The 11,893-nt window shown below is 74.9% G+C and carries 11 protein-coding genes; 8 read left to right on the top strand and 3 right to left on the bottom strand.

Annotated elements, in window-relative coordinates; translation table 11 throughout:
* Nucleotides 1-149: 149 nt before the first annotated feature.
* A complete protein-coding gene (locus tag ACFY0I_RS32610) occupies nucleotides 150-1,490 on the bottom strand; it encodes an aspartate aminotransferase family protein (protein WP_388902478.1) in 1,341 nt (446 codons plus the stop codon).
* A gap of 204 nt (nucleotides 1,491-1,694) precedes the next feature.
* On the opposite strand from ACFY0I_RS32610, the gene ACFY0I_RS32605 reads away from it, so the two are divergent.
* From ACFY0I_RS32605 to ACFY0I_RS32570, 8 genes are all read left to right on the top strand, one after another.
* Nucleotides 1,695-3,149, top strand: coding sequence for a purine-cytosine permease family protein (locus tag ACFY0I_RS32605; protein ID WP_388902477.1), 1,455 nt, complete (start codon nucleotides 1,695-1,697; stop codon nucleotides 3,147-3,149).
* Nucleotides 3,150-3,175: 26 nt separating this feature from the next.
* The gene (locus ACFY0I_RS32600; RefSeq protein ID WP_388902475.1) at nucleotides 3,176-3,973 is read left to right on the top strand and encodes a nitrilase-related carbon-nitrogen hydrolase; all 798 of its coding nucleotides are present in this window, start codon (nucleotides 3,176-3,178) and stop codon (nucleotides 3,971-3,973) included.
* Between the two features lie 177 nt (nucleotides 3,974-4,150).
* On the top strand, nucleotides 4,151-4,354 hold the full coding sequence (locus ACFY0I_RS32595) for a hypothetical protein (protein WP_388902473.1): 204 nt from the start codon (nucleotides 4,151-4,153) through the stop codon (nucleotides 4,352-4,354).
* Between the two features lie 108 nt (nucleotides 4,355-4,462).
* Nucleotides 4,463-5,401, top strand: a complete 939-nt coding sequence (locus ACFY0I_RS32590; protein WP_388902471.1) for an oxidoreductase — start codon at nucleotides 4,463-4,465, stop codon at nucleotides 5,399-5,401.
* Between the two features lie 480 nt (nucleotides 5,402-5,881).
* Complete coding sequence (locus tag ACFY0I_RS32585) at nucleotides 5,882-7,099, top strand: YcaO-like family protein (RefSeq protein WP_388902470.1); 1,218 nt, start codon at nucleotides 5,882-5,884, stop codon at nucleotides 7,097-7,099.
* 4 nt (nucleotides 7,100-7,103) lie between these two features.
* Nucleotides 7,104-8,609, top strand: a complete 1,506-nt coding sequence (locus tag ACFY0I_RS32580; RefSeq protein WP_388902469.1) for a TfuA-like protein — start codon at nucleotides 7,104-7,106, stop codon at nucleotides 8,607-8,609.
* Between the two features lie 160 nt (nucleotides 8,610-8,769).
* Complete coding sequence (locus ACFY0I_RS32575) at nucleotides 8,770-9,438, top strand: DedA family protein (RefSeq protein ID WP_388902468.1); 669 nt, start codon at nucleotides 8,770-8,772, stop codon at nucleotides 9,436-9,438.
* Nucleotides 9,439-9,673: 235 nt separating this feature from the next.
* Nucleotides 9,674-10,177, top strand: a complete 504-nt coding sequence (locus ACFY0I_RS32570; RefSeq protein ID WP_388902467.1) for a hypothetical protein — start codon at nucleotides 9,674-9,676, stop codon at nucleotides 10,175-10,177.
* Between the two features lie 30 nt (nucleotides 10,178-10,207).
* Here ACFY0I_RS32570 and ACFY0I_RS32565 read toward each other — a convergent pair whose 3' ends face one another.
* Entirely contained in the window at nucleotides 10,208-10,942 is a 735-nt protein-coding gene (locus tag ACFY0I_RS32565) for a class F sortase (RefSeq protein WP_388902563.1), read from the bottom strand.
* A complete protein-coding gene (locus ACFY0I_RS32560) occupies nucleotides 10,942-11,769 on the bottom strand; it encodes a hypothetical protein (protein WP_388902561.1) in 828 nt (275 codons plus the stop codon). The genes ACFY0I_RS32565 and ACFY0I_RS32560 overlap by 1 nt, the downstream gene beginning before the upstream one ends.
* Nucleotides 11,770-11,893: the final 124 nt, after the last annotated feature.

Below are 11,893 nucleotides of genomic sequence, written 5' to 3'. Positions count from 1 at the left end.
GCGCGATGACAGCTGCAACGTACGTCGGTGCGGGGGCGCGGGGGCGGTGGCCCGGCCCGGCGGGACGCGCGGGTCCGGCCGAGTTCCGCCGTTCGGGGGCGTCCGAACCGGCGGAGGACGCCGTCGCGGGCGCGGGCGGTCGGTGCGGGTCAGCCGCCCAGTCGGCGCACCTCGCCCGTCACCACGTCGGCGACGCGCTGCGCCTGCACGTCGGTGATCACCAGCGGCGGGGTGAGCCGGATGACGGGGTGGGCGTGCGGGATGAGGACCCCGGCCTCGGCGGCCCGCCCCGGCAGCAGCCGGGCCCGTTCGGCGACGGCGGGGTCCTCCGTGAGTTCGACGGCCAGCATCAGGCCGCGGCCGCGCACCGCGCGGACCCAGGGCAGTTCCTCCAGCGGCCGCAGGGCCGCGAGCAGCCGGGCGCCGGTCTCCGCCGCGCGCTGCGCGAGCCGCTCCCGCTCGATGATGTCCAGGTTGGCCAGGGCGACGGCCGCGGCGGTGGCGTGCCCGCTCGCCGTGAAGCCGTGCAGCAGCGGGAAACCGTCCAGCATGCGCAGGGCCCGCGCTCCCGTCAGGACGGCTCCCATCGGGATGTAGCCGCTGGTCAGGGCTTTGGCCGTGACCACCAGGTCGGGGTGCATGCCGAACCGGGGCGCGGCGAACCAGTCGCCGGTGCGGCCGTAGCCGGTGGCGACCTCGTCGGCGATCAGCAGGATGCCGTGCTCGTCCAGGACGCGGCGGACGCCGGCCCAGTAGCCCTCGGGCGGGACGATGTTGCCGGCGACGCCGAGGACGGGTTCGCCGATGAGGGCGGACACCCGGTGCGGGCCGGCCCGCCCGAGGGCGCGTTCGAGTTCCGCGAGGAGCGCGGGCACGGGAAGAGGACCGAGGCGCGCGGGATCCGGCCGGGTCAGCCGGATCACGTGCCCGGGCGGCGGCCCGAGGCCGCGGTGGGCCGCGGCCAGGGTGGTGACCGCGAGGGCTCCGGCCGTCATGCCGTGGTAGCCGCCGTCGAGCGCCAGGACCAGGGGGCGGTCGCTGCCGTCGTGCTGGAAGTGGGCGAGCCGGGCGAGTTTGAGAGCCGTCTCCACGCCCTCGCTGCCGGAGCTGGTGAAGGACACCCGGCTGCCGGGGACGGGCGACAGCTCGGCCAGTCGCTGGGCGAGGAGCAGCGCGGGTTCGTTGACGGGTCCCGCGTGCAGGGGGAACGCGGACAGTTCGCGCATCTGGGCCGCGGCGGCGTCGGCCAGTTCCGCGCGCCCGTAGCCGACCGCGCACTGACCGAGGCCCGCGAGGGTGTCGATGAGCTGCCGTCCGGCGCTGTCCCACACCACGGCGCCGCGCCCGCGGACCAGGCACAGCGTCTTCGCCGGCTCCCTGCCGATCACCCCCCTCGGCAGCAGCACCGGGTAGGGGCGCCGCTGCGGGGCGGCGCCCCGGCCGGCGCGGAGGTCGGCCCCTGCGGCCCCTGCGAGGGTTCTGGGCTTCATCGCGTTCTCCTTCGGCGGGGCGCCGCCGTCGGGTCCGTCGGTCGGTCGCACGGGACGCCGATCCCACGCTAGGAGCGCGGCGGCGGACGATCGGTCATGCAGTCGATGGATGGTGCGGAGGAGCGGTCGGTGCGGTGCCCGCCGTGCTGCCGCTCGTCCGACCGGACGACAGGGGCGGCGCCGACGCGGTGGGACGGTGGCGTCATGACTCGCATCGCCGGCCCCGTCGGCCGTCCGCCCCCGGCCCGTCCGCCCCGCGGTCGCCGGACCCTCGGTCGTCGGTTGGCGGACGCCGTCGAGACCCGCGGCCTGGAACCGGTGCCCGACGCGGAGCGCACGGCCCGGGTCCGCGGCCTGTTCCCCACCTGGATGGCGGGCAACACCAGCGTGTTGCTGCTCGCCATGGGCGCCGGCCTGACCGTCGCGGGCCGGCTCTCCTTGGCCCAGGTGCTGGTCGTCGCGGTCGTCGCGCCCGTGCTCTCGTACGGGATCGTCGGCGTCGTCTCCGTCGCCGGCAGGCGCGGCGGGGCGCCCGGAATGGCGCTCGCCCGCGCCGTGTTCGGTACCCGCGGCAATCTGCTGCCCGGCACCGTGATCTGGGTGGCCCGCTGGGGTTGGGAGACCATCAACGCCGTCACCGGCGCCTACGCGCTGCTCACCGTCCTGCGGCTGCTGACGGGGACCGGGGAGAGCACCGTACTGATCGTCGCCGCGCTCGCCCTGTTCGTGACGGGCAGTTTCGTCGTGTCCGGCCTCGGCCGGGCGACCCTGCTCCGGGCCGGCCTGTGGGCGGCCTGTCTGTTCGGCGGATTCAGCGTCCTCGTCATCGCCCGCGTGGCGGCCACCACCGACTGGTCCGTCGTGTGGCACCGTCCGGGCGGCTCGACGGCCGTGCTCATCGCCGGGATCGGCACCATCGCGGCGGGCGGGATCAGCTGGGTGCCCTCCGCGCCGGACTTCACCCGGTACCTGCCCCGGACCGCCTCCACGACCGCGATGGTCGCCACCACCGTCGCCGGCGCCGCCGTCGTGGTCACGCCGCTCGTCACCGTGGGCGCGGTCCTCGCCGTCGGCAACCCGGGCCTGGCGGGAGCACCCGACCCCGTCGCGTTCATCGGCGGGCTGCTGCCCGAATGGCTCGCCGTGCCCTACCTGTTGACGGCGGTGGTCGGGATGGTCCTGATCAACGCGATGTCGATGTACTCCGCCGGGTTCACCGCGCAGACCCTGGGCGTACGGCTGCCCCGGGTGTGGGCGGTGTCCCTGAACGCGGCCGTGAGCCTGGTCCTCGGCACGCTGATCATGGCGGTCGCCCGGAGCTTCCAGACCACCTTCGTCTCCTTCCTCACCCTGCTCGCGGTGGCCTTCTCCGCGTGGACCGGGGTGTTCGTCGCGGACATGCTGCGCCGGCGGGCCTACGACCCCGCCGGGCTGCTCGACGTCCGCCGCACCGGCCCGTACTGGTACCGCGCCGGCTTCGCCCCCGGCCGCCTGGTGGCCTGGGCCGTGGCCGTCGGCGCCGGGCTGCTCTTCACCCGGGTCGCCTGGTTCGACGGCCCCCTCGCCTCGACCTGGGTGGGCCGTTACGGCCTGGGCTGGGTGGCCGGCATCGCCGTCGGCGCCCTGCTCGGTTCCCTCACGCACCCGCGCCCCACCTGAACCCCCCTTCCGACAGGAGAGAAACCATGCGCGCCTCACTCATCCAGCTCCGCGTCGACGCCACCGAGAGCGCCGAGGACCGCCGCGCCCGGGCGGTCCGTACGATCGTGCGGCGGGCGGGCGACGACCTCGTGGTCCTGCCCGAGCTGTGGACGGCGGGAGCGTGGGCGCACGACACGTGGGACCGGGACGCCGAGGGTCTGGACGGGCCCACCGTCGCGCTCATGGCCCGGGCCGCCCGGGCGGCCGGCGTGTGGTTGCACGCCGGGTCGATCCTGGAACGCGGCCGCGACGGCACCCTCTACAACACGGCGCTGGTCTTCGACCGGGACGGCGAACTGCGCGGCCACTACCGCAAGATCCACCGCTACGGGTTCGACAGCGGCGAAGCGGTGCTGCTGGGAGCGGGGGACGCGGCCACCACCCTGCCCACCGACTTCGGCACGTTGGGCCTGGCCATCTGCTACGACCTGCGGTTCCCCGAGCTCTTCCGGGCCCTGGTGGACGCCGGCGCCGAGCTGATCGTCGTTCCCGCGGCCTGGCCGGCCGGACGCCTCGAACACCTCCGACTGTTCGCGCGCACCCGCGCCGTCGAGGAGCAGGTCTTCCTCCTCACCTGCGTGGCGGCGGGCGAGCACGGCGGTGTGCGCCAGGCCGGGCACAGCATGGCGGTGCACCCGTGGGGCGGGGTACTGGCCGAAGGCGGGTCCGGCGAACAGGTCGTGACCGCGGAACTGGACACCTCCGAGGTCGGGCGCGTCCGCAAGGAACTGCCGGTGCTCCGCGACCGGGTCCTCGGCATCCCGGCGCCGGTCCGCGCCTGAGCCGTTCCGCTCCGTTCCCCGCATCAGGACCCGTCCCCTTTCCCTTTTCCTCACCCTTCGCCGGCCGCCGGTGCCGTCGCAAGGTTCGTCCTGCCAACGGACCGGTCGGAGGACGGGGCTCGGGACGGATCGGCGGTGTGCTGGAGCTCCGGAGAGCTCCACGGAAAGGTCCATGTCATGTCCGCACCTCACCCGTTCCGGTCCTTCCGCGCCTCGGCCGCCGACCCGGACGCCACCGCCGGCGATGCCACCGGCGCGCCCGCCGCAGCGGGCAGGACGCGCGCCTCGTTCCTCGCCCTGCGGCTGCCGCGCGTCACCGGTTGGCCCGCGCCGGCGGCCTCCGGCGACGCCCGCCCCCTTCCCTGCTCCCACCACAGTTGACCGGCGCGTGGAGCGCCGATCCGCGCGCAGGCCCGGAAGCGCCCGCGACCTTCGCGGGCACCGCCCCGCCGCACCCGCCCCACCGCACCCGCCCCTGGAAGGAATCCCATGTCCTGGAACACCCGGCTGTTGCCCGACCTCCGCGGCAGGTCCGCCGTCGTGACGGGCGGAACGTCCGGAATCGGCTTCTTCGTGGCCGAGCAACTCGCCTCGGCCGGTGCCCACGTGACCCTCGCCGGACGCAGCCCCGAACGGACCCGGGCCGCGGTGGCGGCGCTGGCCCGCTCCGCGCCCGACGTCCTGTTCACCTCGGTCCGCCTCGACCTCGCGGATCTGGAGTCGGTGCGCGAGGCGGCCGACACCATCCGCGCGGCGGGCCCCCTGGACATCCTCGTCAACAACGCCGGAGTCACCGCGGCGCCCCGGCGCGCCGAGACCCGCGACGGTTTCGAGCTGATGCTCGGCACCAATCACCTCGGGCCCTTCGCCCTGACCCTCCAACTGCTGCCGGCGCTCGTGAGCGCCGGGCCCGCACGCGTGGTCTCCCTGGGCAGCCTCACCCACACCCCGGCCCGGATCGACTTCGACGACCTGCACGGGCAGGGCGCGTACCGTTCGATGAGGGCCTACGGGCGTTCCAAGCTCGCCGCCCTGCTGTTCGCGTTCGAGCTGGACCGTCGGCTGCGCGCCGCGGGCAGCGCCGTGTCGAGTCTGGCCGCCCATCCCGGTTGGGCGGTCGACGGCCTCACGCCCGCCCGGCCCCCGATGTGGGAGCCGTCACCGTGGCTCCGGCGCCGCGGCCGACCGCTGGCGGTGGTGGCACAGGGCAAGGACCGGGGGGCCTGGTCCGTGGTGCGGGCCGCGTCGGACCCCGACGCGCAGGGCGGGCAGTACTTCGGGCCGAGCGGCCCGGGCTCCCTGCGGGGGCTCCCCGCGATCGAGCACGCGGCGGACCACGCCTACGATCCGGCGGCCGGCGCCCGCCTCTGGGAGGTCTCCGAGGCGCTGACGGGCGTCCACTGGGAACAGTCGCTGTCGGCCTGCTGACCTGCGCCTCGACTCCCGTCGTACCGCCGCCGTACCGCCGTCGTCCCTCCGTCATCCTCCGGATGGACCGATCGCAGGACAGGGGCCGCGTCCGCCCCGTGGTGTTCTCGTGGGGAAGGCGCGGACGGACCGCGCCGACCACCCGAACGGAGATGATCACCATGGCAGAACTCGCGGCGGAACTCCCGGTAGGCCTCGCGACGGAACTCGCGGCGGAACTCGCCCGCGCGGTGGAGCAGGAATTCGGCGCCACCTCGGCCAGCACCTTCGCAAGCCGGTAGCGGGGAACCGCCGAGCCGCGTTCGCGCCCCGACTCCCGGCTGCGCGCCCGCCGCCGGCCGGGGCACCGCCCACCGGCGGGGCCCCGGCCGGTCCCCCTCGCACGGGAAGCCGTCGCTCGCCGCCCACCGCCCGCGGACGGCCTCCCTCCACCTCTCCCGAAAGCGACCCGCCCCGATGACGTGCCAGCCCTGCCGGACCGTGACCCGCCCGCCCCTGGCCCCCGCCCCCGCCCCCGCGGCCGGCTCCTCCCCGTCGACTGCGCGACGGAGCGTCGAGCGGCTCGGTACCCACCGTGTCGTCGCCGCCGAGACCACCTGGCAGCGGCTGCGCCCGCTGCTGGCGGACGCCGGGATCACCCGCGTGGCCGACCTGACGGGCCTCGACGACATCGGCGTACCGGTCTGGCAGGCCGTCCGCCCCAACTCCCGCAACCTGTCGGTGTCACAGGGCAAGGGGTTCACGCACGCGCTCGCCCGCGTATCGGCGGCGATGGAGTCCTACGAGTCGTACGCCGCCGAGCAGGAGCGACCCGACGCGATCACCGCGAGCACGGCCGGCCTCACCGGGGAGCTCACCTACGACCCGTACGCCCTCGGCTCCGCCCCCGGCCACCGGCCGCGGCCCGACGCTCCCGTGCGTTGGTGCCCGGCCGAGGACCTGATCGACGGGCGCCGGACCTGGCTGCCGACCGCGGCCGTCACCGTGGACCTGCGGGTCCACCGCACCTGGATCCCGCCGACGGGTTCGGGCTCCTCCAGCAACGGGCTCGCCGGCGGCAACACCCTCACCGAGGCCACCCTGCACGCGTTGCTGGAAGTCGTCGAGCGGTCGGACCTCGCCCGCGTCCACGTCTCCGGGAGCCTGTGGTCGGGCGCCCTGCCGGTCCGCCCCGGCCGGGCGGGCGCGGCCGCGGCCGTGCTGCGCAGGTGCGCGGGGGCCGGCGCCGTCGTCGAGGTGGTGGACTGCACGGGCCCGTGGGGGGTGCCGACGTTCGCCGCGCGCCTCTGGTCGGCCGGCGTGCCGGCCTGGTTCTCCGGGTCGGGCACCCATCCCGACGCCGACGTCGCCCTCTCCCGGGCGGTCACCGAGGCCGTCCAGTCCCGGCTCACCGCGATCGCCGGGGCCCGCGACGACCTCCCGCCCATCCGTTGCCCCGTCGACCGTCCGGTCGCACGGAGCGGCCCCGCATCGGACGGTCCCGACAGCGACGCGCTCCTGGGACGGCACCGGGACGCGCCCGCGGACGACCACCCGGCGGCCCGCGACCTCCACGCGGACCTCGCCGGGCTGGTGCGCTCGGCCGAACGCCACGGCCTGCGCGTGCTGCGCACGGACCTGACGCCCCCCGGCTCGCCCTTCGCGGTCGTCCGTGTAGTCGTCCCGGGGGCCTCCTTCGACCACACGGCCTGGAGCTGACGTGATGACCACCGCCCTCGCCGAACACGACGTCCGCGCCGCAGGCGCCCCCCGCACGGCCCGCACCGTCGTCACCATCGGCCCCACCCTGACGCGCGCCGAAGTGCTCCGGCACCTGCCGGACGCCGAGGTCCGCGAGCCCGTCGCGGCGGGTCAGGTCCTGCGCTGGGACCTGCGGCGGGGGGACCGCCTCCTCGTCGTCGACGGCCTCTTCCTCCAGTCCCGCGCCGTCCGCCACAAGGAGTTGCTGGCCCTGCTCGACCTGGGCGTCGAGGTCTACGGAGCGTCCAGCATGGGCGCGCTGCGCGCCGCGGAGCTCGCCCCGTTCGGCATGGTGGGCATCGGCTCGGTGTTCCGGGCCTACCGGGACGGGGAGATCGTCGCGGACGACGAGGTCGCGCTGGTCCACGCAGACGCCGGAGCCGGCCACCGGCCCCTCGGCTGGGCCCTGGTGGACCTGCGGCACGCCGTGCGCCACGCCGTCCGTACGGGGACGGTCGGCCGGGCCACCGGCGACCTGGTCGTGGAGGCCGCCCGGCGGCTGCCCTTCTCCCGGCGGGACTCCCCCACCGTGCTGGAGGCCGCCCGCCGCGACGGCGCCGACCCCCGTGAGCTGGCCGCCTTCGTCGCCGGGTACGCCCGCGGCGGCCCCCGGATCAAGCGACGCGACGCGCTCACCGCGCTGCGCTACCTGGCGGGCCGGCCGGGGCCCCGACCCGAGGGCCGCTCCCCGGTGGGCGGCGGAGGTCACCTCACGTATCGGGGAGCGCCCACCCCGCTCGCCGAAACCGTTTTCCTGCGGGCCTGGCGGTCCACCCCGTTGCCGCCCGTGGCCGCCGCGCCGCAGGCCGAGCACGCTCCGGCCCGGGCCGCCGACACCGGGGACGCCGGCCTCGCGGGCGTGGGCTGCGAGCAGGTCGTCGAGGCGATGGCGCTGACCTGGCCCGGCTTCCCCGCCTTCCTGCGCGACCTCGCCGCCCGGGAACTCCTCGCCACCCTGGCGGCACCCGCGCCCCGGCAGGGCGACGTCATGGCCGAACTCGCGGCCGGCCTCCGCGAACTGTGCCTCCCCACCGACGGGTTCGAGGCCGCACCGTACGCGGCGCTGCTACGCCCCCGCGAACGGGCGCTGCCGGCGGCGCGGACCGGCGCCCTGCTGGCCACCCGGATGTGGCGCGCCACCACGCTGCTGGACTGGCGCACGCCCGTCGTCGCCGCCCTCGTCGATCACCCGGCGTTCACCCGGACCGCCGCGGACCTCGTCGCGACCGGCGGCGCCCTGGTTCCCGCCGAGGAGGAGGAGTCGCAGACCGCGGCGCAGTGCGCGCGGCTGTTGCGGGCCTGGCGGGTCGCCGACGCGACGGAGGTGGTGCCGGCGCTGCGGGAACGCGGCTTCCTCGACCTCGCGGAGTTCGTCAGTACCGTCCGCGCCCACCTGTCGTTCCTCGTGGCGTCCGACGCCGAGCCCCTGCCGCTCGACCGCCTCGCCGCCCACCGCGTAGGGCGGTGACCCGCCGTCCCGCGGCGCTCAGCGGGTGGGTACCGTGGTACATCCCACCCGGATCGGACGGACCTCCTCATATCGGCGCTGAGCTGCGGTTTCCCGTACGGACGGGAGCGCGCGGCAGCCGCCTCCCCGGCCGACCGGACCCGCCTCCTGGAGATTCCCCATGACCCTCACGACCGTGGCGACGCCCCAAAAACCCACCGACGGCTTCGCGGGCTGGGCTTCCGGCCTCGTGGAAACGTTCGGCGGCCCGGGGGCGGGCCTGGCGATCGCCCTGGAGAACCTCTTCCCGCCGCTGCCCAGTGAGGTGATCCTGCCGTTGACCGGATTCGCGGCCGGGCAGGGCGTCCTCAGTCTGAGCTCGGCGCTGTTCTGGACCACCCTCGGCTCGGTCGTGGGCGCCGTGGCCCTCTACTGGATAGGTCTGCTCCTCGGGCGCGAGCGGATGCACGCGATCTGGGCGAAGCTGCCGCTCGTGAAGGCCTCCGATCTGGAGCGCACCGAGAAGTGGTTCGCCAAGCACGGTACGAAGGCCGTCTTCTTCGGGCGGATGGTGCCCGTCTTCCGCAGCCTCGTATCGGTGCCGGCGGGCGTGGAGCGGATGCCGCTGCCCACGTTCCTGACGCTGACGGCGCTGGGCAGCCTGATCTGGAACAGCGTCCTGGTCATGGCCGGTTACTGGCTGGGTGACCAGTGGGACGTGGTGGGGACGTACGTCGGAGTCCTGTCCAAGGTGGTGCTGGTGCTGGCCGTCGTGGCCCTGGTCGCCTTCCTGACCGTCCGGCTCCGCGGCCGCGACCGGGACCGGGACCGCGACCGCCGTACTCGGTAACCCCTCCCCGGCTCGTCGCCGCCCTCCTTGTCCGGGTGCGGCGTTGGCCCGCGCCATGGCCTCCCGGGACCTGTCGGGCGAGTTGCCCGCCTGCGACGGGGTGGGTACGGCCGCCGGGCGCCGCTGCCGACGGACTCCCGGCCACGTCCGAAAGGCGTGCGCGCGGGGCGGAGGAGGAACCGGATCCTTCCCGAGGGCCTCTCACTGGTCGGACAGGACGACGAGGAGGCCGAGGATGACGGACCGGGTGGGCGGCGCGGACGGAACGGGTGGGACGGGCGGGGCGGATGCCGGCCCGGCGGGCCGGCGGCCCCGGGAGGTCGACGCCGCGTGGAGGCTCACCCTCCTGGCCGTCGTGGCGGCGCTCCTGGTCTGGGTGTTGGGCTCCTTCCTGGTCGCGCCGACGGGTCTGGACGAGCTGAGCGAGGTCTCCGGTAGGGCCGGCGCCTACCGTCAACTCGCCGTGTCGGCCGGCATCACGGCCGTGCTGCTGGCCGGCTGGTTGACCGTGGGCCGGTACATGAGGGCCGGCCGGGGGTGGGCCCGGACGGTACTGACCGTGCTCACCCTGCTGAGTCTGCTGTTCACGTTCGCCGACTCGGGCATGGACGGGCCGTGGCCGGATGGTTGGGCGCTGTTCTCGGCGCTGCCCGACCTACTGGCCACGGCGGCCGTCGTGTTCATGCACCTGCCCGGGGCGCGCGGGCACTTCCCGTCCCGCACGCGGCAGCCGGCCTGACCGGCCGCCCTGCCCCGTCGGGCGGGCCCGCTAGGCGGTCCCCGTCATGCGGGCGTAGACGACGACGTTGCTGTCGTAGTAGTGCTTCTTCGGGTCGAAGTCGCCGCCGCAGGTGACCAGGCGCAGGCCCGCGTGGTCGAGGTTCTTGTACACCTCCAACGTGGGGAACTGCGCCTTCGGATACTCGGCGACCTTGTTCACCGTGAACGTGACGGTCTTGTTGTCGCGCCGCGTCACCTTGATGGTGTCGCCGGCCTTCATCGTCCGCAGCTTCTCGAAGACGGCCGAGGCGCCGTTCCACGTGACGTGGCCGGCGATCACGGCCGGACCCTGGGAGCCGGGCGTCGGCCCGGGCTCGTACCAGCCCGCGAGGCCGGGGTCCTTCGGAGTCTGCATCGTTCCGTCGCCGTTCAGCCGCAGCGTTTCCAGGGAGCTGGACAGGCCGAGGGACGGGATCGTGATCTTCTGCGGTTCCGAACGGGCGAGGGCGGGTTCGGCCCGCCCCGCGCCCGCCCCGTCAGGGGATCCGCCGCCGGAGGGCGCCCCGTGGCCGGCGGACGCCTCCCCACCGGGCGACTTCGCGGCGGGCGCCTTCGCCGCCCCGTCGGCCGGTGCTCCGCTCCCCGCCGCCTGCCCCTGGGGGGCCGGCGGCGCCGGGTCCTGGCCGGCGCATCCGACCAGCAGCGACGCCCCCAGGGCCGCCGCCGCGACGGGTCCCGCGATCCGGCGGGACCGGCGTGTCGGTTCGACGACCGCGATGCCCATCACGCGGCGCCGTCCTCGGTCTTCGTACGGCCGGGGGCCACGGTGGCCCGCTTGCGCGCGAGCGTCATCGCGCCCGCCATCGCGACGTACGCGAGGACCGCCGCTGCGGCCGTCGTCGCCAGCGGGACCGCCGCGTCCGTCGCGGAGTCCCCGCCACCGGTTTCGATGGCGCCGACCGGGATGGACCCCACGGCAGCGCCCTTCACCTCACCACAATTCGTCGGAGCGGTGGCCTCCTGGGGCAGCTTCGGGTCGAGTTCGCTCTTGCCGGCGCCGTCGAAGTCGTACTTGTCGTTGTCGTTGCGGTCGATGCCGTGCTGCACGACGTGGAGGTCCTTGATGTGGTCGACCACGTCCTGACCGACGGTGATGGTCCGCTGGTAGGAGACTTTGCCCTGCTTGTCGGCGACGGGCATCCGGTCCACGGCGAGACCGCTGGTCGCCTTGGTGTCACCGGACGTGGTGAGCGAGATGTTGATGTCGCCGTAGTCGACGGTCGCTTCGGTGTTGTTGAGGATGCCGTCGCCGTTGGTGTCGTCACTGGCGTCGGGGCAGTGGAAGTCGTGCCCCTTGGTCGAGCCGTGCAGGTGCTGGGCCGAGGGCTGCCCGGGCACCATGCCCTCGGACTCGATGCGCACGGTCAGCAATTTGCCCTTGAGGCTCAACATGACCGTGCCGCGGGAGCCGGAGTCGTTCAGCTGCGCCAGGTCGATCTGGTACGCCTTGCCCTCATCGGCGAGGGCCGGTCCGGAAAGGCCCAGGGTCAGGAACACCGCGGCGGGTACGACGGATATGACCGCGAGACGGCTACCGGCACGCTTGACTATCACATTCACTCCTGTTCCGTGGATTCCCGGGACGGGAATCACTGATCGCGCGGGGTGGAATGATCTCCCGGAGAGGTTCTCCGTCACTTCTTCGGAGCCCCAACGCCCTTGGACGGGTGATTCC

The organism is Streptomyces sp. NPDC001568 (assembly GCF_042893755.1).
GTDB lineage: Bacteria > Actinomycetota > Actinomycetes > Streptomycetales > Streptomycetaceae > Streptomyces.
This window is presented reverse-complemented; position numbering and strand designations above follow the sequence as displayed.